The organism is Actinophytocola oryzae, from assembly GCF_004364325.1.
GTDB classification, from domain to species: Bacteria; Actinomycetota; Actinomycetes; order Mycobacteriales; family Pseudonocardiaceae; genus Actinophytocola; species Actinophytocola oryzae.
Window position 1 is genome coordinate 673,778 of the sequence record NZ_SOCP01000002.1, and the last position, 21,173, is coordinate 694,950.

Annotated in this window: 16 protein-coding genes; 7 read left to right on the forward strand and 9 right to left on the reverse strand. The window is 71.2% G+C overall.

Features of this window, described 5'->3' with window-relative positions; translation table 11 throughout:
• Positions 1–94: 94 nt before the first annotated feature.
• A complete protein-coding gene (locus CLV71_RS06705; protein ID WP_166663975.1) occupies positions 95–2,290 on the forward strand; it encodes an exo-alpha-sialidase in 2,196 nt (731 codons plus the stop codon).
• A 213-nt stretch (positions 2,291–2,503) separates the two neighbouring features.
• The gene (locus CLV71_RS06710; RefSeq protein ID WP_243866269.1) at positions 2,504–3,877 is read left to right on the forward strand and encodes a serine/threonine-protein kinase; all 1,374 of its coding nucleotides are present in this window, start codon (positions 2,504–2,506) and stop codon (positions 3,875–3,877) included.
• Positions 3,878–3,883: 6 nt separating this feature from the next.
• Here CLV71_RS06710 and CLV71_RS06715 read toward each other — a convergent pair whose 3' ends face one another.
• Positions 3,884–4,666 (reverse strand): hypothetical protein, encoded by a 783-nt coding sequence (locus tag CLV71_RS06715; protein ID WP_133901717.1) that lies wholly within the window; start codon positions 4,664–4,666, stop codon positions 3,884–3,886.
• A 33-nt stretch (positions 4,667–4,699) separates the two neighbouring features.
• Positions 4,700–5,548, reverse strand: coding sequence for a LysR family transcriptional regulator (locus tag CLV71_RS06720; RefSeq protein ID WP_133901718.1), 849 nt, complete (start codon positions 5,546–5,548; stop codon positions 4,700–4,702).
• 102 nt (positions 5,549–5,650) lie between these two features.
• Between CLV71_RS06720 and CLV71_RS06725 the strand changes: the two genes are divergently transcribed.
• Positions 5,651–6,328 (forward strand): SDR family NAD(P)-dependent oxidoreductase, encoded by a 678-nt coding sequence (locus tag CLV71_RS06725; protein WP_133901719.1) that lies wholly within the window; start codon positions 5,651–5,653, stop codon positions 6,326–6,328.
• Between the two features lie 37 nt (positions 6,329–6,365).
• Here the strand turns inward: CLV71_RS06725 and CLV71_RS06730 are convergent, their stop codons facing one another.
• Positions 6,366–6,791 (reverse strand): TetR/AcrR family transcriptional regulator, encoded by a 426-nt coding sequence (locus CLV71_RS06730; RefSeq protein ID WP_208297415.1) that lies wholly within the window; start codon positions 6,789–6,791, stop codon positions 6,366–6,368.
• 147 nt (positions 6,792–6,938) lie between these two features.
• On the reverse strand, positions 6,939–7,142 hold the full coding sequence (locus tag CLV71_RS48390) for a helix-turn-helix domain-containing protein (protein WP_208297416.1): 204 nt from the start codon (positions 7,140–7,142) through the stop codon (positions 6,939–6,941).
• Positions 7,143–7,164: 22 nt separating this feature from the next.
• Between CLV71_RS48390 and CLV71_RS48395 the strand changes: the two genes are divergently transcribed.
• From CLV71_RS48395 to CLV71_RS06745, 3 genes are all read left to right on the forward strand, one after another.
• A complete protein-coding gene (locus CLV71_RS48395) occupies positions 7,165–7,587 on the forward strand; it encodes a hypothetical protein (RefSeq protein WP_208297417.1) in 423 nt (140 codons plus the stop codon).
• A gap of 308 nt (positions 7,588–7,895) precedes the next feature.
• Positions 7,896–8,540: a helix-turn-helix transcriptional regulator gene (locus tag CLV71_RS06740; RefSeq protein ID WP_133901720.1), complete on the forward strand. Its 645-nt coding sequence runs from the start codon at positions 7,896–7,898 to the stop codon at positions 8,538–8,540.
• The gene (locus tag CLV71_RS06745) at positions 8,524–10,155 is read left to right on the forward strand and encodes a DHA2 family efflux MFS transporter permease subunit (protein WP_133901721.1); all 1,632 of its coding nucleotides are present in this window, start codon (positions 8,524–8,526) and stop codon (positions 10,153–10,155) included. The genes CLV71_RS06740 and CLV71_RS06745 overlap by 17 nt, the downstream gene beginning before the upstream one ends.
• 111 nt (positions 10,156–10,266) lie before the next feature.
• On the opposite strand, the gene CLV71_RS06750 is transcribed toward CLV71_RS06745, so the two are convergent.
• The 3 genes from CLV71_RS06750 to CLV71_RS06760 all read right to left on the reverse strand — a co-directional run bounded on the left by CLV71_RS06750 (position 10,267) and on the right by CLV71_RS06760 (position 16,570).
• Positions 10,267–13,818 (reverse strand): choice-of-anchor D domain-containing protein, encoded by a 3,552-nt coding sequence (locus CLV71_RS06750; protein ID WP_133901722.1) that lies wholly within the window; start codon positions 13,816–13,818, stop codon positions 10,267–10,269.
• Between the two features lie 257 nt (positions 13,819–14,075).
• On the reverse strand, positions 14,076–15,620 hold the full coding sequence (locus CLV71_RS06755; protein WP_133901723.1) for a M4 family metallopeptidase: 1,545 nt from the start codon (positions 15,618–15,620) through the stop codon (positions 14,076–14,078).
• An 83-nt stretch (positions 15,621–15,703) separates the two neighbouring features.
• Positions 15,704–16,570, reverse strand: coding sequence for a poly(ethylene terephthalate) hydrolase family protein (locus CLV71_RS06760; protein WP_133901724.1), 867 nt, complete (start codon positions 16,568–16,570; stop codon positions 15,704–15,706).
• Positions 16,571–16,733: 163 nt separating this feature from the next.
• Here CLV71_RS06760 and CLV71_RS06765 point away from each other — a divergent pair, with 163 nt between their 5' ends.
• On the forward strand, positions 16,734–19,169 hold the full coding sequence (locus tag CLV71_RS06765; RefSeq protein WP_133901725.1) for a helix-turn-helix transcriptional regulator: 2,436 nt from the start codon (positions 16,734–16,736) through the stop codon (positions 19,167–19,169).
• Positions 19,170–19,229: 60 nt separating this feature from the next.
• On the opposite strand, the gene CLV71_RS06770 is transcribed toward CLV71_RS06765, so the two are convergent.
• Complete coding sequence (locus CLV71_RS06770; protein WP_133901726.1) at positions 19,230–20,252, reverse strand: hypothetical protein; 1,023 nt, start codon at positions 20,250–20,252, stop codon at positions 19,230–19,232.
• Positions 20,253–20,320: 68 nt separating this feature from the next.
• Positions 20,321–21,097 (reverse strand): S1 family peptidase, encoded by a 777-nt coding sequence (locus CLV71_RS06775; protein ID WP_133901727.1) that lies wholly within the window; start codon positions 21,095–21,097, stop codon positions 20,321–20,323.
• Positions 21,098–21,173 lie beyond the last annotated feature (76 nt).

The window sequence follows — 21,173 nt, forward strand, 5'->3', positions numbered from 1 at the left end:
GGTTCACGTATTGACATGGAACGCGGTTTCAGGTGCACTTCCGCGCGTCCCCGTCACACGGGCGCGTTCCGGCCTTCCATCGAGGAGCACCGCCATGTCCCGCGTCACCAACCTCGTGAGCGCCGCGCTCGGTTTCGGCGCCGCGGTCGTGCTGCTGGCCGCCACCACCGGTTCCGCGGCTCCCGGGGGACCACCCCCGACCGCGGAGAACCCGCTGCCCACCGGCGACGGGGCGGCGGCGAGCTCCTACGCGTCCGGCAACGGTCCACTGTGGAACGTCCTGAACTGGGGGCCCGGCCCCAGGGCGGCGAACCCCGGCGCGTTCGCCATGGACACCGTCGTCGACGGTCGCACCGAGCAGAAGATCTTCGTGTCCTCGTCGGCGAACGACGACACCCCCAGCGCCGACTCGATCAACAACCTGTCGACCTCGCTGGACTCCGGGCTCTCGTTCCTGACCACACAACGGAACGCGCCCGTCGGGGCGGGCAACATGGTCCGGCTGGACGACGGCTCGCTCGTCGCGGTCGACTTCATCCCGGAATGGCGGGACGACGCCCACAGCGGGATCAACCTGCGCGTGTGGCGTTCCCCCGACGGCGGCGCGACGTGGCGGCTGACGAAGGCGCCCTACACGCCGCCCCCGGGCAAGGTGCTCGGCGGCGACCGGGGGCTGCGCGTGCACCGCGAGGCCATGCTGGCGCCGGACGGCACGATCATGGTGCCCGCCTACCTGGCCTACGTCGGCGAGCGGCAGGGCAGCATCATCCTCCAGTCCGTCGACGGGGGCGGGACGTGGACCCAGCGCGGACAGATTCCCGCGCCGGTGGCCGTCAACGAGGTCGGCTGGTCCTTCACCACGGACGACCGGATGGTCGCCGCGGTGCGCACGGGGGAGAGCCCGCCCCGCCTCCGCACGAGCTTCTCGGCCGACCAGGGCAGGACGTGGTCACCGGCGGAGCCGCTCCTCGGGCCGGACGGGACACAGGTCGTGGGCATCAGCCCGCAGGTCCTGTTGCAGCCCAACGGGGTCATGCTGCTCGCCACCGGCCGCCCCGACGACAGGGTGTACGTCAGCCACGACGGCACCGGCCGGACGTGGGACGAGCAGCGGCTCGTGCTGGCGCGCTACCCGTCGGAGACCGGCAACGGCAGGTCCGACGGGACGAGCGGGAACAACGCGATGGTCAGCGTGGACGCGGACCGGACGGTGTTCTTCGGTGACTACTGCGCGGTGTGGGGCTGCAAGGCCTACCACGAGCAGTACGGGATCTTCGCGTCCTACGTCAGCGCGGTGACACCCGGCACGGGCCGGATCGACCTGGAGACCAAGGCACACAACGGAACCGTGAAGATCACCGGCGACTTCGCCCGTGGCGACCGGCGGTTCCCCGAGCAACGTCCGGAGGGTGCGGTCGACGGCAGCTCCCGGTCGCACTCGGCGGCGGTGCTGGACCGCAGGCGCGGCAACGCGTCGATGACGGTCGAGCTGGACCGCGCGTACCCGGTGAACCGGCTCGGGGTGATGCTCGGCAACGGGCAACCGTCCTCGGCGACGGTGTCGCTGTCGGCCGACGGTCGCGCGTGGACACCCGTGGTGCGTGCGGACAGGGTCCGCGACCACGCCGTGCGGTACACGGACCTCGCGCCAACACAGGCGAGGTTCGTACGGATCGAGGCGCCGTCGGGCACCGCGGTGACCGAGCTGGAGGTGTTCGCGGCGGGTCTGCAGACCTTCGAGAACGACCCGGAGTACGCGGTGCCGCGCGGGTTCGTCGACGCCCGCAACACGACGGTGACCGACCAGGAGCTCCGCGGCGCGGACAGCCGCGACTCGCTGCGCCTGTTCGACAAGTTCCTCGACGACAACGCGACCGCGACGGCCGTGGCACCGGACGTCGAGCACCAGACACTCGCGTTCAGCTGGGCCACCAACGACTTCCGCGGCCCGTTCACGTTCTCGGTCGGCGGCCACCGCGACGGGGCGGGGGTCGAGCCATGGCGGTTCCGCCTGCGCCCGGGACCACCCCGGACGTTGGAGGTGTACGACGGCAGCACGTGGCAGGCCCTCGGCACCCTGACCACGGCCATCCCGAACAACACCTGGACCCCGTTCGTGGTCGACGCCACGACGACGGCGGCCACCGTCCGGATCGGCGGCCAGGAGTTCACGACCACCACCCGCGCCGAGGCGGCCGACACCATCGCGGGCACGACCTTCACCACGGGCGACCCGGTCGAGTACGGCATGACGTTCTTCGTGGACGACCTCGCGATCACCGGGGCATAGCGCGGCCGTGGCCCGTTCCTCCGCCGGACGGGCCACGGCGAGGACCTGTCGCCGGTCCGCCCCGGAGACGCCGCACGCACGGTAATCGCGATCAGTCGTCTCGGTGAGGTTTAGCTTCGACCCAATGATGAAACTCTTGGGCAGAAGGTAGCGGGCGAGAGCGAGGGCGTCGTGACAACTGACCAGGAGTCGCCGGCCGAGGAACTCGCCCGTGTGACCGAGACACCGGGCGCCGCGGACGACGCCGACAGGCCGGACGCGGAACACCTGGTCATCGGCCGCTACCGGCTGTTCCGCAGGCTCGGGACGGGCGGGATGGGCGTGGTCTGGCAGGGCCACGACGAGCGGCTCAACCGGCAGGTCGCGATCAAGAAGCTGCTCCTGCGCCCCGATCTCCCGCCGGAGAAGGCGGCCGAGGCGGTCGCCCGCTGTCTGCGTGAGGGCCGCATCGCCGCCCGGCTCCACCACCCCAACGCGATCTCCGTGTTCGACGTCGTCGACGAGGAGGACGTGCCCTGCCTCGTCATGGAGTACCTGCCCTCGCGCAGCCTGGCGACCGTCATCGCGGAGGAGCGGGCACTCGCGCCGGACAAGGCCGCCACCGTCGGTGCGCAGGTGGCCGCCGGACTCGCCGCGGCGCACGCCGCCGGCATCGTGCACCGCGACATCACCCCCGGCAACATCCTGCTCGGCGAGGACGGCTCGGTGAAGATCACCGACTTCGGCATCTCCTGGGCGTCCGACGACGCCACGGTCACCGAGGTCGGCTCGTTCGCGGGCACCCCCGCCTACCTGGCACCCGAGGTCGCGCTCGGTGGCGAGCCCACCTCGGCGTCCGACGTGTTCTCCCTGGGCTCGACGCTCTACACCGCGGTCGAGGGTGAGCCGCCCTTCGGCGTCGCCGCGAACACCCTCGGCCTGCTGCACGCGGTGGCAGGCGGGCGGATCAACCCGCCTCGGCGGTCCGGTCCGCTGACCGAGGCGCTGACCGCCCTGCTCGAGGTGGACCCGGCCTCCCGCCCGACCGCGCGGGAAGCACGCGAGCTGCTCGCCGCCGTCGGTGAGGTTCCGGCCGACCTGGTACTGCCCGCTCTGCCGATCCAGCGATCCGCCCGCACCCAGGTCATCCGCCGGCCCGCGATGCCGGTACCCGACCCGCCCGCACGCTCCGGTCGCTCCCGCGGCGCTCTGGCGGTCGCGGGGGTCTTCTTCGTCGCGATGGTGGCCGTCGGCGCCTGGCTGCTCGGTGATCACGGCAACCTCGCACCGGCTGAGCTTCGGGTTCCGTCCAACGGGACGGGTCAGAGCGACAGCACGCAGGCGCCGGTGTCCGAGGTGGTGGCCCCGGTCAACAACGCCGGAGACCCCCAGCGGAAGGCGCAGGCACCCACGATCGCCCCCGGGGAGCCCAGCACGGCGCCGACGAGCGTGGCCGACACCTCGGTGACCACGACCACCGACGCCCCGCCCGCGACCTCGACCGACAACGAGGTCCCCCCGTCCGGCGACACCCCGACGAGTGAGACCGAGCCGCCGCCGAGCACCGAGGAAACGGAGTCGGCACCGGCGTCGAACGTCGTCGAGTGAGCGTCGTCAGTGCCGGGGTTCGGCGAGCAGTGGTGAGTGACCCGCCGCGGTCTCCCTGAGGATGCGCCAGGTGTCGAGTTCGTCGTCGGCAAGGTAGCCCGGCGGAAGCCACGCGGCGGCGTCGGCCGCGGTGACCGGGTCGAGTTCCGTGTCGTCCGCCGGCCAGTCGAGCACCGGCAGCCGGACCCGCATCGCGCCGGTCACCTCGTAGGAGTGGTCGTCCTGGACGAACAGCTCGGTCACGAGGTCACCGCCCACCCCGAGCCCGCCGTCGTTGTTGAAACACACGACCACGTCCGCGTGGAGGTCGCCGAGGACCAGGTCGAAGGCACCGCTCAGGAGGGCGCGTGTCCGCAGCTTCCCCGTCACGACGAGGAAGCTGCGGTCGACGTCGCCGTCGGACAGCAGCCCGTCGACGGTCAGGTCACCGAGCACGACAAGCGGCCCGTCAAGGGTCAGGTCGGCGTCGAAACGAGCGTCGCCGAACCAGATCACGGGCCGGCCCGAGGCCACGTGCCAGCCGTCGGCGGTGCGTTCGACGCCCTCGGTGTCCCCGGCAGGCAGGGCCGCGGCGAGCGCGAGGGCGAACTCGACGTAGGCGTTGTAGAAGTACCGTGCCCAGTCCGGGTCCCCGGTCAGCGTGCCGAGCCATGCGCGGATCTCCGGCAGCTGGTCCGCAAGCGACCCGACCTCGTAGTTGATGCCCGCGGCGCCGTGCACACGCAGCCCTGCCACGGCCTCGTCGAGCCGCGCTACCGCCGACCGGAGATGTCCCTCTCGGAGAAGCATCGGCGGAGTATGGCAGGCCTGTGACGGACTACGTCATCGACGGTCCGCGGCCGCCGCGGACGTGCCCGCCGCGGCTTTCGACGCGGCCCTGGCCAGCGCGGCGACTGACGGGGACGTGCTGTGCGCGGGCCAGGCGAGCACGAGGGCGCTCGGGGGAACGTCGGTCACCGGGACCGTGGCCAGGTCCTCGCGCAGGGGTGTGGTCAGCGACCGCGGTAGCACGGCGACCGTTCGACCCAGCGCGATCAGGTGCATGAGTTCACTGAGTCCGCCGACGGCGCCCGCGGCGGCGGGATCATACTTGTGCAGGCTTTCGCCCTCGAGGTCGGCCATCCGCAGGCCGGGTCGTCGGGCGAGTGGGTGGGCCACGGGCAGCACGGCGACCGGCGCCTCGCTCACGAGCGCTTCGGTGTCCAGCCCACGGACATCATCGGGCGGTAGGTACAGCAGCGCGGCGTCAGCCCGCCCTTCGCGCAGCATGCTCACCCGGTCGCCCGCGAAGACCACCTCGATCGGCAACACGCCCTGTTCGTTCTCGTAGGCGGCGAGCACGGCCGGGAGCAGACCCGCGTCACCGCCGGGTTTGATGGCCAGCACCAGGTGCGGATCGCCCGGTCCCGCACGCCGTGCCCGCGCGGCCGCGGCCGACACCGCGTCCAGCGCCGTGCGTGCCTCGCGGGCGAGCACCTGACCGGCCGCGGTCAGCGTGACCACGCGACTCGTCCGTTCGAACAGGCTGACCTCCAGTCGGCGCTCCAGTCGCCGGATCGCCTTCGAGAGCGCAGGCTGCGCGATGCCCAACCGGCTCGCGGCACGGCCGAAGTGCAACTCGTCGGCCACCGCTAGGAAGTACGCCAGCTCCCGCGTCTCCAACCGATCCATTCCTCCAGGTTATCAATCCTGGTCTGGCTGGTCTTGGACGCACCACGTCCGGCGGTGATGGGGTGAACACGGGTACCGAACACCGATACCGGGAGGTAACGCATGCCCACTATCGCTCTCGTCGCGGCCGGTAGGCGCCTCGGTCTGTCGCTCGGCCGCGTCTTCGGCAGGCAGGGCTTCGACGTCGCGCTGATCGCCCGCTCCGAGCAACGGCTCGGCGAACTGGCGGCGACACTGGCGGACGAAGGTGTCCAGGCCGCCGGGTTCGCCGCGGATGTCACCGACCGCGCCGAGCTGACCGCGGCCCTGGACCGCGCCGCGGCGCGGTTCGGCGGCATCGACGTGCTGCACTACTCGTCGGTTCCGGCAGGCGACGCGTGGATGACCGGGGTACTGGACGTGACCGTGGAGAACCTGCGGCCGCAGGTCGAAAGCACCTGTTACGGCGCGGTCAGCGCGACCCGCGCGGTGCTGCCCGCGATGGTGAGCGCGGGCAGCGGCACGGTGCTGTACACCACGGGCGCCAGTTCGGTCACGCCGACGCCGTGGGCCGCCACCTCCGGCGCCGCCGGTGCCGCCCTCCGCAACTGGGCTCTCACCCTCAACGGCACACTGGCCGACAAGGGCGTCTACGTCGGCCACGTCGCCATCGGCGCGTGGATCGCCGGAACCCCGGGCATGCCCGCCGACGCGTCGCCGATGGAACCGGACGCCATCGCCCAGGTCTACTGGGATCTGCACGCCACCCGCGACCGCGCCGAACGCGTCATCACCAACTGACCGGACCGGGCGGAGGTTCTGGCACGCGCCGAGGCGGTCATCGCAGGTGCGCGAGTGCCGTGATGACGCGGTCCGCGATGTCCGGTGGCCACGGGAACGCGACCGTCACCGCTCGCTGGTGGGCCAGGCCGTGCAGACCGAGCCACGGCGCGACGGCGTCCGCGTGTGTGTCGGTGCTCGTGGCCTGGCCCGAGGTGGCGCAGTCGTCGAGTGTCGCGGTGATCAGCTCCGTGCACGCGTCGCCGAGGGTCGCCACGTCGTCCCTCGTCACCGACGAGTCCTGCAGTGTCGGCATCCAGAGACCGCCGAACGTGCTCCGGTAGCGCTCGGGGTGTTCCTGGGCGAACCGCAGGTAGGCGTTGGCGCAGGCGAACAGCCGTTCCCGCGGGTCGCCCGCCGCGGCCACGGCAGCGCGGAGCCGGTCCTCCAGCTCGGCGAAGGACTCGCGTACGACGGCCAGCATGATGGCAGGCCGGTCGGGGAAGTGGCGGTAGATCGACGGCGCGGCGATCCCGGCACGCCGGGCGACGGGAGTCGGGCTGGACGCGAGTCTCCGACGCCCCGCCCGCCCCGGCCGACCATCGGGCCGCGGATGGCGGAAATGAGCACCTCAGCCGCCGTGCCGGACCTCGCCCGCGGTGACGCCGAACCGCTCGTGGAAGGTCCGGGAGAAGTATGCGGCCGAGGTGAAACCGCACCGGGCGGCCACGTCCGCGGTCAGCAGTTCCCTGTCGGTGGTCAGGACGCCGTGTGCGGCGTCGAGGCGGCGCGCCAGGATGTGTCGCGGCACGCTCGTGCCGACCGCCGCGAACACCCGGGACAGGTGCCGTTCGCTGATGCCGGTGCCCGCGGCGACGTCGTGCGCGGACAGCGTCGGGTCCGTGAGGTGTTCCTCGACGAACGCCTTGGCCGCCGCCCGGTGGAAGGCCGCCGTGGCCGGTGAGCACCGCGACGAGTTCGAGCACCGCCTGCTCGTCCGCGGGCATCGGGCGGTCGCGGCGGACCGCGCGTGCGACCAGCCGGGCCAGCGCCCTGCCGTGCTGGTTCTCGCCGACGTCGGCCACGACCGGGCTGTCGACCGTGGCCCGGCCGGTGAGCCGGGCGAACTCGGGCCGGGGGACCTTGACGGCCAGTTCGTCGAGCCCGTGGCCGAACCAGCGGCGGAACGGGCGGTCGGCGTCGCAGACGAGGAGCTGCCCCGGCCGGCTTGGCCTCGGCCATCGCGCCGGTGCGCTCGACCACGTGTCGGCTCCCCATGACCCGAGCGAGGTGGGCCCGTTCGAGCTGCAGGTTCACCTCGGTGGCCACGAACGGCGTGGCCGTCGGAGGTCGGCAGGCAAGCGCGATCAGGGACTCGGCGTTGTGCCGTTCCCACAGCTCCACCTGGCGGTCCGACTCGACGTGGGCGGCGGCGAAGGCGCGCGCGGGGAACAGCCCTGGTCATCCCGCCTCCTCGCTCCCCGTCCCACATTATGAGCCGCGACACGGCGCGTCGACACGTACCGGGACGCGCCGTATAGTCCATGCGGAATAACCGGTCCGGAGTCATCAGACAGGAGTAATCGGCATGGCCAGGTCCGCGGTGCCCCTGACGCCTCTGGCGATGGCCGTGGTCGAACTGCTCCACGAGCGGGACATGCACCCGTACGAGATGACCCAGCTCATGCGCGAACGGCGGGTCGACTACCGGGTCAAGCTGCGCGCCGGCTCGCTCTACCACACGGTGGAGCGGCTCGAGGCCCAGGGAATGATCGAGGTCGTCGGCACCCAGCGACAGGGCAGGCGACCGGAACGCACGGTCTACGCGCTGACCGAGTCCGGCCGGGACGTGTTCGTCGAGCAGGCACGCGCGATGCTCGCCACCCCGGCCCAGGAGTACCCGCAGTACCCCGTCGCGCTGTCGGCGGCCAACGAGCTGGACCGGGCGGAGGTGCTGGAACAGCTCAGGATGCGGGTGGTCGACCTCCGTGCGCGGATCGCCGCCGAACAGGTGGTCCTCGACCACCTGTCAGCCGAGCGGCTTCCCAGGATGTACTGGATCGAGTACGACTACATGCACCACCAGCGTCAGTCCGAACTGGACTGGACGGAGCGGCTGATCGAGGATCTGGACTCCGGCCGGATCTCCTGGCCGGACGCGAAACCGGACCCGATGCCCGAACTGTCCGTTGTGGACGGTGGTAGAGGAAGAGACGATGACAAAGCGAGCTAACCCGTGGGCGGCGCTCATCGCCCTGTGTGTCGGGTTCTTCATGATCCTGCTCGACACCACGATCGTGACCATCGCGATTCCGTCGATGGTGCGCGGCCTGGACACGGACCTGAACTCCGTGGTCTGGGTGATCAGCATCTACCTGCTGGTCTACGCGGTGCTGATGCTGTTCACCAGCAGGCTCGGCGACCGGTTCGGGCCCAAACGGGTCTACCTGGCCGGAATGGTCGTGTTCACCGCGGCGTCACTGTGGTGCGGTCTGTCCGGCACGGCCGAGACGCTCATCGCCGCCCGCGGCCTCCAGGGCCTCGGTGCCGCGCTGATGACGCCGCAGACGCTCTCGTTCATCACCCACCTGTTCCCGCCTGCCAAACGCGGCCCGGCGATGGGCATGTGGGGTGGGATCGCCGGTCTCGCCACGATCACCGGCCCACTGCTCGGCGGCGTGCTGGTCGACTCCCTCGGCTGGGAGTGGATCTTCTTCGTCAACGTGCCGATCGGCGTGGTCGGGATCGTGCTGGCCGTGGTCCTGGTGCCGGACTGGAAACCGGGGCGGCTGCGCTCGTTCGACGTCCCCGGCATCCTGCTGTCGGTCGCCGGGCTGGGGCTGCTGGTCTTCGGCATCCAGAACGGCCAGCACTTCGACTGGGGGCAGGTCCGCGACTGGATCAGCATCCCGGAGATCATCGCCGCCGGGGTCGTACTGCTGATCGCGTTCGTCTTCTGGCAGCGGTACAACCGCGGCGAGCCCCTCGTGCCGCTGCGGGTGTTCGGCAACAGGAACTTCTCGACCGGCACGGCCACCGCGACGGCCATCGGTTTCGCCATGACCGGGATGTTCGTCCCGTTGGTCCTGTACACCCAGAGCGTGCTCGGCCTGAGCCCGACCAAGGCAGGACTGCTGACCGCGCCGATGTCGCTGCTGTCGGGGATGATCGCGCCGTTCATCGGGCGCCTCTCCGACCGCGGCAACGCGAAGTACCTGGTGATGACCGGCTTCCTCGCGCTGGCGACCGGGCTCGGGCTCGTCGCGCTCATCAGCAGGCCGGACACGAACCCGTGGACGCTGGTCCCGGCGTTGCTGGTGGCGGGCGTGGGCACCGGTTTCGTCTTCGCGCCGATGAGCAACATCACGATGCGTTCGGTCGAGCCCGCGCTCGCCGGCACCGCCTCCGGCATCTTCAACACGTCGCGGCAGGTGGGTGGCGTGCTGGGCAGCGCGGCGATCGGCGTGCTGCTCCAGGCGCGGATCAGCGCGTCGATGACCGACGAGGCGACCGAGGCGGCCAGGTCGCTGCCGCCGGAGTACCGGGAGACCTTCGTCAACGGCGTCTCCCAAGCGGCGAGCTCGGCCAACGAGCTGGGCCCGGCAGCGGGCGGCGGCGTGCCGTCGAACCTGCCGTCCGAGGTCGCCGACCAGATCCAGCGGCTCGCCACCCAGGTTGTCCACAATGGACTCACCGACGCCACGCGCGAGTCCATGATCCTGCCCATCGCCGTGCTGCTCATCGGCGCACTCACCGCGACGCTGATGCGGCGCAACCCCGCCCCGGAACCACCGCGTGCGCCGGAGCCGACTCCGGACACCGCACCGACCGAGGGCGAGCGGGTCTGATCGGCGGGGGCCCTCGCCCGACCGCGCAGCGCACTGAAGGACGCCTTCGTAACGCTGGGTGTACTGAAGGCGTCCTTCATGACAGTGGTGGGGACCCGACCACTTATCCCGTCACGAGTTCCAGACCTGGAACTCGGACAGCTGACCGGCGGGCCACCCGGTGTTGCCGGTGAAGTTCAGCCTGAGGTAGCGCTGGCTCGTCGCGGCGAACGTGATGGTCACGGTGTTGGTGTTGGGGGAGAAGGTGTAGGACGCCTGCCCCACGACCGTGGTGAAGGACGAGCCGTTGGTGCTGCCCTGCACGGACAGCGTCTGGCTGCGCGCCTCCCACGACGCGGGCAGCTGCAGCACGATCCGGCTCGCGCTCTGCGCCGACCCCAGGTCCACCTGGACCCACTGCGGGAAGGCGTTGTTGGCGCTCTCCCAGTAGGTGTTCTGGTTGCTGTCGGTGGTGTTGCCCGACGCGTAGGTCTGCGAGTGGCTCGACTCGCTCGTCGGCCTGCCCGCCGCGAGGTTGGTGCTCGTGCCACCCGCACCCGTGCCGGACAGCGCGACGGTCGTCGGGCTGTTGGCGGCGTTGCTGGTGATCGTCAGCGTGCCCGCGCGGGTGCCGGACGCCGTCGGCCGGAAGCTGACGTTGACCGTGCAGGACCCCCCGACCGCGATGGTGCCGCAGTTGTTGGTCTGCGTGTAGTCACCCGAGACCGTGACGCCCGAGACCGACGCGGTCGCGGTGCCCGTGTTCGACACCGTCACCGCCCGGCTGCCGCTCGTCGTGTTGAGCGGCTGCGACGGGAAGGTGAGCGACGACGGGTTGGTGCTCAGCGTGGGCGAGTTCGGCGACGTGCCACCGCTCGGGTAGACCTCGAGCTCGGAGACCTGCCCTGCGGGCCAGCCGCTGTTGGCGGTGATGTTCACCCGCACATAACGTGCGCCGACCGACGGCACGGTGATGTTCACGACGTTGGTCGGCGAGGTGAAGGTGTAGGTCGCGGACCCGACGGCCGTGGTGAAGCTCGAACCGTTGGTGCTCGTCTGCACCGACAGGGTCTGTGTGCGCGTGCCCCACGCCGACGACGGTGGCAGCCTGAGCGTCACCCTGCCGACCGTGTTCGTCGCCCCGAGATCCACCTGCACCCACTGCGGGAACGCGTTGTTGGCGCTCTCCCAGTAGGTGTTCGCGTTGCCGTCGGTCGTCGTGGCAGCGCTCTGCGTGCCGTTGACCTCGCTGCTCGCCGACGCCGTCTTGTTGAGCGCGATGTTGGTGTCGCTGCCGATGCCGCTACCCGTCAGCGAGATCGTCGTCGGACTGTTGTTGGCGTTGCTGGTGAGCGTCACGGTGCCCGCACGCGTACCGGACGCGGTGGGCCGGAATGTGACGGTCACGGTGCAGGACGCCCCGACCGACAGGGTGCCGCAGTTGTTCGCCTGGCTGTAATCCCCGGAGGCGCTGACACCGGAGACCGTCGCCGACGTGGTGCCGGTGTTGGTCACGGTGACCGTCTGCGCCGACGTGCCGCCGACGACCGTGCCCGCGAACGACACGCTCGACGGGTTCGGGCTCAGGATCGGCCCGGGCGCCACCCCCGTGCCCGACAGCGGCACGGTCGAGGTGACACCGGCGGCGGTGACGGTCAGGGTGCCGCTGCGGGAACCCGCCGCGCTCGGCCGGAAGGTGACGTTGACCGTGCACGACGAGCCCGCGGCGATGCTGCTGCCGCAGTTGTTGGTCTGGCTGAAGTCACCGCCCGCGGTGACCGAGCCGACCGACGCGGCCGAGGTGCCGCTGTTGGTGACGGTGACCGCCTGGGCAGGGCTCGACGACCCGGTGGCGACGGACCCGAAGCCGAGTGCGGTCGGGCTGACGGAGATCTGCGAGCCGTTGTCCGGCAGGTAGGGCGGGAACGTCGGCCTGGTGATGTTCTGGCACTGCGGCGTCGCGAAGATGCCCGAGTTGCCGCCACCGTCGGTCAGCGTGAAGCCGACACCGCAGTTGTAGATCGGGCCGGGCGCCTGCGTGCCCGTCGCGGTGCTGTTGGTGATCGTGGCCGAGCCGCCGACCTGCTCCTGGACCACCCAGGTGCCGGTGTTCTGGATCGTGGCGTTGTTGATCTTCACGTTGGTGATGTTGGAGCCGGACACGAACTGGATGGCCTCGTACGGGCTCTGCTGGATCAGGATGTTGTCGACGTTGGTCAGCCCGGTCATGGCCCCGTCGCGTGCGTCGAACCACAGCGCGCCGACGCCGAAGTTCCAGTTGGGGTCGAGACTGCCGGAGCGGATGATCGTGTTGCGCAGCACGTCCGTGCGGCCCAGCTGGGTCGACGCGAACCGTTGTGCCACATGGATTCCGCCGCCCTGTGTCAGCCCGGAGTCGATGACCCTGTTGTCGGTGACGAAATTGTCGTGCCCGCCGTAGATGGCGATGCCGTTGGCGAGGATCGGGTACTGGATGGTGTTGTGGTCGAACGAGTCGTTGACGTCCGCGTTCTGTTCCGCCCAGGTGGCGAGGGCGTCGTCACCGGTGTTGCGGATGTCCGAGTTGGTGACCTTGGAGTTGGTGACGCCGTTGTGGAAGTTGACGCCGTCCGCCGTGACGTTGCGGATCCGCATGCCGCTGAACACGAGGTTCGTGAACGGCCCGTCCATCCAGGCGCCGACCTTCATGTGCTCGATCCACACCCGGTCCACGGTGGAGTTCGACATCGCGCCGCCGATGCCGTTGACCTGCGCGCCGTCGTTGCGTTCCTGGACGTCGCCGAAGATCGCGAAGTCGGCGAGGTGGATGCCGCTGCTGCCGTTCGGCGCGTAGTTGCCGTAGAAGCCCGGCGCGCTGCCGACGACCGTCGACCGCCACATGCCCGCGCCCCTGATGGTGACGTTGTTGAGGATCAGGTGGCCGGGGATCCTGAACGTGCCCTCCGGGATCCACACCGTGCCGCCCGCGCCCGCCGAGGAGATCGCCGAGTTGAACGCGGCGGTCGAGTCTGCGGCGCCGGTCGGGTCGGCGCCCTTGCTGGTCACCGAGACCGAGCCGGACGGCTGCCCGATGGCACCCGCGACGTTCTCGAAGTCGGCGAGGTCGATCGTGTACGACGACGCGGTGGAGTCGGCGTCGACCTGCAGGCGGAACTTCGTGCCCTGCGGGTAGGTGGTGCCGAAGAGCCGGTGGGCCTCGTCGTAGAAGTGGTGCGGGTTGCTGCCCGGCGAGTTGGTGAAGGGGTAGCCGCCGTAGTACCAGCTGTAGGCGTTGGTGAGGGTGAAGTTCGGCTGCTTCGTCCCGTTGATGTAGAGCGAGAGCGGCGCGGTGTAGACCGACCCGTTGCCGCTGTCCGGGATGCTGTACCGGAAGACGAACGAGTTGGTCGCCGACGGGGCCGTGAACTCGACGTACTTGCCGCTGCCCTGGAGCGTGACCGCCTTGCGGTAGGACGCCTCCGCGGGGAGCGTGTTGTAGTCGGTGCTCGGGCCGATGACCGTGCCGTTGGTGGCGGCGTTCTCCGCCTGCACCTCGACGTAGGGCAGGGTGGCGCCGACGCCGCCGGTCGCGGCCGCCGACGCCGGCTGGGCCGCGAGGACGACGAGACCGGCGGCGGCGAGGGTGCCGGCCGCGAGCGCGCTGACACGGGCCCGCCAGGTCGATGACGTCGGTGATGGGGTCATTCGCTGCTCTCTTCTCGGCAGGGGGCGAGTAGTCGGCGCGGCGGGCCAGATGGTCGCCTGCTCGACAGCAGGGGTAGAGACAGTGCTGGGGAGACCGTAACTCGCGGATCACCTGCACGCAATTACTAGACGCAGATCTGCAAGATTCCGACAGCGTTGGTCGGGTGGACCCAGGAGAAAACGGACAGGCGGCTCCCTCGCGGGAACCGCCTGTCGGGTGGGGGGTCGCGGCGGTCAGTCCGCCGCGCCCGGTCGGGTCAGCAGGTGGGTTCGCCGGACTGGGCCGGGACGCTGACGGCGTTCCAGGCCGCCCGGACGGTGTTGAACTCGGTGCAGCTGCCCGGGAACAACGCCAGCGCCGCCTGCAGGGTGGCGACCCGGACCCGGCCGTGGGTCCACGTCGTGGTCTTGCGCAGCAGGCCGTTGTAGAAGATCTGTGCGGCCTTCTGCACACCGACACCGGTCACCGCGGTGCTGTTGCAGGTCGGGCTGGACGGCTTGCCGCCGCCGGGGTTGCTGCCCTCGGCGAGCAGGTAGAACCAGTGATTCTGCACGCCTGCCCCGGCGTGCACCTCCAGGTTGGGCACCGACGAGCTGTAGCAGTTCGGGTGCCCGCTGCGCAGCGACGGCTGGTACATGTACCGGATCGGGCCGCTGCCCGACAGGTTGACCTCCTCGCCGACCTGGTAGTCGGGCGGGTCGTTGGGGTTGTTGGCGAACGCCTCGGTGACCGCGCCGAAGATGTCGCCCGTCGACTCGTTGAGCCCGCCCTTCTCGTTGCTGCCGCCGGAACCACCCGGTGTGAACTGGAAGATGCCGTGGCCCAGCTCGTGTGCGACCACGTCGACCGGGGTCGCCTGGCGCTGGCCGTCCGAGGAGCGGCCGAAGCTCGCCGAGCTGCCGTTCCAGAACGCGTTGACCGCGGAAAGACCGACGTAGGCCGGATAGCCGGTGCCCGAGCCGTTGATCCCGCTGCGGCCCAACCAGGTGCGCAGCATGTCCCACTCACGCTGGGCCGCGTAGAGGGCGTCGACGCACGCCGTCTCCAGGTTGGTGCCCGACCCGTTGCCCCACACGTCGTCCGGGCCGGTGAACACCTGCTGGTTGCTGGACTGCCCGCACCGCACGCCCGAACGCGTCGGGTCGGTCATCGAGAACGTGCTGCCGCTCTGCTGGGTGTTGATGGACACCGTGCCGTTGTAGAAGCCCGTGCCCGTGCCCGCCCGCACGTCATCCCAGGAGTCCAGCACCGCGCCGTTCGCGGCGTCCACGAACACGTGCGGCCGACTCGGCACACCCTCGGCCGTCCGGCCCTCGAGTACCACCTCGTGGGCGAGCCTCGGCGTGCCCACCGCGAACACCACCAGCCGGGTGCTCACCACCGTGTCCACTGTGGACAGTGTCTTGGTCGCGGTCCTCTCCGCCGCCTCCCCGGTCAGGGACGGGGTCGTGTCGAGCGCGACCGCCGTGGTGTCGGCGGTGACGGTGCCGTGCACGCGCCCCCGGCCGTCGGTGACGACCACCGCGTCGCCACCGACCACCTCGAGCCCTCGGTAGGTGCGTTGGTAGGCCGCGTAGAACAACCCGCCGCCGCCGGGAGTGAAGCTGGAGCGCAGGAAGACGTCCTCGGCGCCCTTGGCGAGCCCGACACCGCTCGCCGCGGCGGCGTCCGCGGCCTGTGCGGCGACGACGTCGGGGCTCCGCGGCTGGGGAGCCGACTGTGCGGGCGCCGGCAGGGCCAGCGTCAGCGCGAACCCGGCGACCGCGGCCATGCTCGCACGTATCCCATGTCTGGGTCTCATGAATGTCCTTCCTCCGGGTGCACGCGCCGTCGAGCGGCGGCGTGCCGAGTCAGCAGAGGTGCAGGGGGACGGTGCACGGCCGGTCAGGAGTGCGGGCAGGTGTCCCGGTACTCCTGGATCAGCGTGCTCGGACTCGGGGCGGGGCAGAGGAACTGGTCGTACCTGGTGTCGTTGTCGATGAACCGCTTGAGCCACGAGATGCTGTACTGCGCCACGGTCGTGTTGGCGCTCGTCGGTGCGGAGTGGCTCGCGTTGTTCAGCTCCAGGTACGCCTTGTCCGGGGCGGCGGTCAGGCTCGTGTAGAACGGCTCGGCGTGCGAGGACACCGGGGCGACCGTGTCGTTCTCGGCGCCGATGATCATCGTGGGCACGCGGTCGGTCGTCCAGGACTTGGTGCCGTGCCAGGGAGTCATCGGGATCGCGGCCTGCAGCGTCGGGCGGGTGCGGGACGCGGAGAGGCTGCCGCCGCCACCCATCGAGTGGCCCATCACGCCGAGCCGCGTGGCGTCGACACGGGTTCGCACGGAGCTGGAGTTGGTCACGTAGTCGAGCGCGGCCAGCAGCTGGGTGCCCCGGCTGTCGGGCTGGTCGAGCGTCGAGAGGGTGTCGATGGTGATCACCACGAAACCCTGGGACGCCACGCGCGGCCCGAGCCACGACACGCTCGACTGCGACGCCGTGAAGCCGGGGGAGATGGCGACCGCGCCGAACGTGCCCTCCGCCGTGCTGGTGGGGTAGTAGATCGTGCCGCCGCCGAAGCCGGACACCGACGATCTGGCGACGGTGACACTGGCGGTGGCGAACGGACCTCGGGACGCCTGGATGCTCGAGATCGTCGGCGCCGGACCGCGTTCGTAGGGGTTGGCCGCGGCCTGTGCGGCAGGCGCGGTAGCGCCCACCAGAAGCAATGCCGACGTGGACAGCGCGCAGAAGATACTGCGGATTCGCATGAATGCCTCGCTGGTACAGGGATGGGGTACGCCTATGACCCTCGGACACCCGCCGGATCGCGCGCATCGGCGGACCTACTGGTCTGTCGCCAACTGGGATCGGTAAAACTACCGTTCGGATGGCGTCTTCCGGTCGCGGTGTGCCGTGTGGCAGAAAGGTTCCATGCTGCGGGGACGCGACCGGCAGCGCGTCGCCGTCGACGCGTTGCTCGAACGAGCCCGCGACGGCCGCGGCGGTGCGCTGGTGCTGCGTGGCGAGCCGGGTTCCGGCAAGACCTCGCTGCTGCGTGCGGCACGGCTGACCGCCGCCGACTTCGACCACCACCCGCGGCGGGTACTGCTGTGCGTCGACGACGCACACGACCTGGACCTCGCCTGGCTCCTCGACGCGCTGTCCGACCTCGCCGACCAGCCGGTCGCGGTGCTCATCGCGACCGAGGGCACCGCGCACGGGCTGCCGTGCGTCGAGCTGGACCCGCTGGACCACGCGACGAGCGTCCAGGTGCTCCGCGAGCTGTTGCCGGGCCTGTCCACCGGGCTCGCCGACGAGGTGGCCCGCGTCGCGTGCGGCAACCCCCTCGCCCTGGTGGAGCTGGCGCGGTCGCTGACCAGTGCCCAGCTCGGTGGCGCGGAACCACCGCCGGACGTGTTGCCACCGAACAGCTCGCTGCGTGCGCGGCTCCGCGAGCGGCTCGCCGCGCTGTCCCCGCACGCGCGGCACGCCCTCGCGATGACCCTCGTCGACGACGAGGTCGACGTGGACACCCTCGCGCGGACGCCGGGACTGGACCTCGCCGCCGTGGACGAGGCCGCCGCCCTCATGGACCCCAGACCCCTGGTGCGGGCGACGCTGCGCGCGGAGCTGCCCGTGACCGCCCGCTACAGCGCGCACGCGACGCTCGCCGACACCCTGTCCGACGGGCCGCGCCGCACCTGGCACGAGGCCGCCGGGCTGCCCGGCCCGAGGGACTGCCACGCCGACGTGCTCCGCGCCGCCGCCGTCGAGGCACGGAAGCGGGGCGACTTCGCGGCGGCCGCCCGCGACCACGGCCGGGCCGCCGCCCTGACGACCTCGCCCGACCTGCGGGCCCAGCGGCTGCTGTCCGCGGCGGCCGACCACTGGCGGTGCGGCCTGCCGCACCGGGCTCGTGCCACGCTGCGTGCGGTCGTGCCGCTGTCGGCGCGGCACGAGGTGCGGATGCCGGCCGCGCTGGTGGAGAGCGGCATAGAGGTCGGCACGGGCGTGCCCGCCGTGGCCGCGCGGCGCCTGTCCCGTGTCGCCGAGCAGCTCCTCGCGGGCAACCGCGCGCTGGCGGTGACGGCGCTGGGGTTCGCGGGCGAGGCCGCGGCCGTCGCGGGTGACCACGTGTCGCACGGCCGGATCGCCCGCACGGCGGCGGGCTGGCGCACCCCCGACGAGGCGGCCGAGTCGGCGTTGGTGCTCGACCACCTGATCGGCACGGCCGCGAGCTTCGCGGGGCGGCACGACGCGGCGTTGCCCGCCCTGCGTTCGGTCGTCGAGCTGGCCGACCGGCTGCCCGACGCGACGTCCGCGATCTGGGGCGGCCACGCGGCGTTCGTGCTCGGCGACGTGACAACGGCGCTGCGGCTGACCGAGCGCGGAGTCGCCGCGGCCCGGGACAGCGGCCTGACCACGCTCGTGCCGTGGGCGTTGACCTACCGCGCGATGGCGACCCTGCTCGCGGACCAGCTCGACCTCGCCCGCGAGGCCGCGTTCGAGGGCGCGCACGCGGCGGTCGCGGCGGGACAGCCCAACGTCATGACCGACCACCTCATGTTCCTGGCGTTGCTGGCGGCGCTGCTCGGTGACACCGACACCGCACTGCACCGGATCGGCGCGGCGGCGGAAGGCGTGCGTGACCGTGGCCTCGGCCGGTCGGGCACACTCGGCGCCTGGGCGTTGACGTGCGTGGACCTGGTCCGCGACCGGCCGGCCGACGCGTTGGGGCGCATGGGGAACGTCACCGCGGGCGCACTGCACGCCGGGGTTCGTGCGCTGGCGGCGCCGGACATCGTCGAGGCTGCCGTCCGCTGCGGCGAACCGTCCACAGCGGACTCCGCGCTGCGCGGGTACACGCGCTGGGTGCACAGCACCGGACCACCGTCGCGGCTCGCCGTGTCACACCGCTGCCTGGCCATGGTCTCCGACGGGCCGGCCGCGGAGGACCACTTCACCGAGGCCATCCGCCTGCACCTGGTCAGCGGCACGACGATGGAGCTGGCGAAGACCGAGCTGTTCTACGCGGGCCGCCTGCGCCGCAACCGAAAGCCGCGACAGGCCCGCGAGCTGCTGCACGACTCGATCGGGCACTTCGAGCGGCACGAGGCCGATCACTGGGTGAACCGGGCCCGCGCCGAACTGCACGCGGTCGGTGAGCCGCCACAGCCCGGTGACGGGGCGTCCGCACTGACCCCGCAGCAGGACAAGATCGCGCGCCTGGTCGCGGAGGGGGCGACCAACCGTGAGGTGGCCGCCCGCCTGTTCCTGAGCCAGCGCACGGTGGAACACCACCTGCGCAACATCTTCACGCGCCTTGGCGTGCGTTCCCGCGTCGAGCTGGCACGCGTGCTCGACTGAGCGCCGCTGACCGGGCCGACCGGGCCGCGGCGTGGTGGTGGGCGACCCGGTCGGTGTCGACTAGCGGATGGTGACCTGGTACTCGACGCCACCCACGTCGGCCAGCTTGTTCTCACCGAGCGGGGCGAACTGGTTCACCCGGATCACGTGCGATCCCTTGCGGGGACTGGCTCCCACGCCGAACTGGAGTTCGAGCTCCGGTCTCGACTTCGGCGACAGCAGCACCCCGAAGAACCTGGCCTGCTTGAAGTCGCTGATCTCGAAGCTGTACTCGCCGACCTGTTTGACGCCGGTCGCCCGGCCGCCGCCCTCACGCCAGCGGGCGTACAGGTCGGGGCCGAGGTCGACGGTGAGCCTGCCGCCCGAGGCCAGGAAGCCGTTGCGCACGTCGGAGAAGGCCAGGTCGGTCGCGATGGTCTCCCTGCCCGGGTTGCCCAACGCGTACGGCCGCTTCTCGACCCTGCCGGAGAACAGGTCGACCGAGTCGACGTTGCGCCACGCGATGTTGTTGTTCCGCTGGGTGTTGAGCACGGTGTCCGGGCCCTCCACCGACGACATCGTGTCGTTGGCCGACTCCCAGCGGGCCAGCAGGCAGAAGTGGCCGGGACCGGGCACATCCGGCCACGGGATCACCGCGGTCGTGACGCCGGACGCGGCGACCGACAGCCCGAGGACACCACCGATGCTGGTCCAGTCCGCGCTCCAGCCGGTGCCGCCACCCGGCGAGGAGCGGTAGACGTCCAGGTTGCCGATGTCGGCGCCGGAGCCGTAGGGGCCCGGGTTGTTCAACTTGACGAAGATGTAGTTGACCGAGCCGACCTCGGGGTTCTCGCTGACGGCGCACTCCGTCGGCGTCGGGCACACCTTGATGTCCGGGCTGGTCCACACCGCGTTCGAGTGCGGTTCGACGCCGGCATCGCCGACGTAGTCGCGGATGTAGACGTCGGTGTCGGCTCGGACGCCCGCGTTCGTCGCGACCGCCGTCACCGCCGACGAGGTAGAGAGCAACGCGGCGACGAGTGCCGCCACCGCGGTGACCATCATGCCGCGGGAGCGACGCGGCCGCCTTTGGCTGCGTGTCATGGGATTCCTTCCGTGCACTGCGGGTTCGCCAGGTGCGGCGAACGACGGGGGTCGACTCGACGAGCGGGTCAGAGGGGAAGTCCTGTCACGCCCTGGATCCACGGGCGCAGCGACGGCACGTCGACGTAGATCGACGGGCTCACCGCGCAGTTGGAGCCGCCGCCGGAGCGGCTGGTGGCGCCGATCAGCTGCCACGCGCCGTTGACCGTCTTGACCTGCGGGCCGCCCGAGTCGCCGTAGCACGCACCCGCGACGCCGCCGGGGTTGCTGGTGCAGATCTCGGTCGCGCTCAGGATCCCCCCGCAGGAGCCGTCGGCCACGATCGAGGTGTTCAGCTGTTGCAGCTGGACCGGTGCGCCGCAGCCACCCGGGGTCGGGCAGGTCTGGCCCCATCCCATGATCCGCGTGAAGGTGCCGACCGGGCCGGAGCTCGCCGCGATCACGATCGGCAGGTAGGCGGCCGGTACGGTGCTCAGCCCGATCATCGCCAGGTCCTGGGACGGATGGGTGGACACCGAGGTGACCGAGACCAGCACGCCGCCGGAGGTGCGGTTGTTGCTGCCCACGCGCAGCCGCATGCTCGCGGCCGGGGTGCCCACCACGCAGTGCCGCGCGGTGACGGCCCAGTTCGGGTGCACGACCGTGGCGCCGCAGAAGTGGTTGCCGCCGAGGTCCTGCAGGGAACCCGCGAACGAGTAGGCGGGCGCCGGGCTGCCGCCGACGACGTTCGGCTGCGCACCGCCGCCCGTGGGTGGACCCGCGGCGGCCGCCGCGGGCACGGCCATCGAGGCGAACCCGAGTGCGATGGCCGTGATCAGGGCAGCGGCCAGTGAACGCAACCTCATTGTTGCCGATTCCTTTCGTGGGAGACGGACCCCAGACAGATACAGGGCCGGTCACGAAAAGTAGCTCGCCCGTCTC

What these genes read in the sequence shown, in the direction of transcription:
- CLV71_RS06705 (WP_166663975.1), top strand. Translation starts at nt 95, where the DNA reads ATGTCCCGCGTCACCAACCTCGTGAGCGCCGCGCTCGGTTTCGGCGCC.
- CLV71_RS06715 (WP_133901717.1), bottom strand. Translation starts at nt 4,666, where the DNA reads ATGCTTCTCCGAGAGGGACATCTCCGGTCGGCGGTAGCGCGGCTCGAC.
- CLV71_RS06720 (WP_133901718.1), bottom strand. Translation starts at nt 5,548, where the DNA reads ATGGATCGGTTGGAGACGCGGGAGCTGGCGTACTTCCTAGCGGTGGCC.
- CLV71_RS06725 (WP_133901719.1), top strand. Translation starts at nt 5,651, where the DNA reads ATGCCCACTATCGCTCTCGTCGCGGCCGGTAGGCGCCTCGGTCTGTCG.
- CLV71_RS06730 (WP_208297415.1), bottom strand. Translation starts at nt 6,791, where the DNA reads ATGCTGGCCGTCGTACGCGAGTCCTTCGCCGAGCTGGAGGACCGGCTC.
- CLV71_RS48395 (WP_208297417.1), top strand. Translation starts at nt 7,165, where the DNA reads ATGCCGGTGCCCGCGGCGACGTCGTGCGCGGACAGCGTCGGGTCCGTG.
- CLV71_RS06740 (WP_133901720.1), top strand. Translation starts at nt 7,896, where the DNA reads ATGGCCAGGTCCGCGGTGCCCCTGACGCCTCTGGCGATGGCCGTGGTC.
- CLV71_RS06745 (WP_133901721.1), top strand. Translation starts at nt 8,524, where the DNA reads ATGACAAAGCGAGCTAACCCGTGGGCGGCGCTCATCGCCCTGTGTGTC.
- CLV71_RS06750 (WP_133901722.1), bottom strand. Translation starts at nt 13,818, where the DNA reads ATGACCCCATCACCGACGTCATCGACCTGGCGGGCCCGTGTCAGCGCG.
- CLV71_RS06755 (WP_133901723.1), bottom strand. Translation starts at nt 15,620, where the DNA reads ATGAGACCCAGACATGGGATACGTGCGAGCATGGCCGCGGTCGCCGGG.
- CLV71_RS06760 (WP_133901724.1), bottom strand. Translation starts at nt 16,570, where the DNA reads ATGCGAATCCGCAGTATCTTCTGCGCGCTGTCCACGTCGGCATTGCTT.
- CLV71_RS06765 (WP_133901725.1), top strand. Translation starts at nt 16,734, where the DNA reads ATGCTGCGGGGACGCGACCGGCAGCGCGTCGCCGTCGACGCGTTGCTC.
- CLV71_RS06770 (WP_133901726.1), bottom strand. Translation starts at nt 20,252, where the DNA reads ATGACACGCAGCCAAAGGCGGCCGCGTCGCTCCCGCGGCATGATGGTC.
- CLV71_RS06775 (WP_133901727.1), bottom strand. Translation starts at nt 21,097, where the DNA reads ATGAGGTTGCGTTCACTGGCCGCTGCCCTGATCACGGCCATCGCACTC.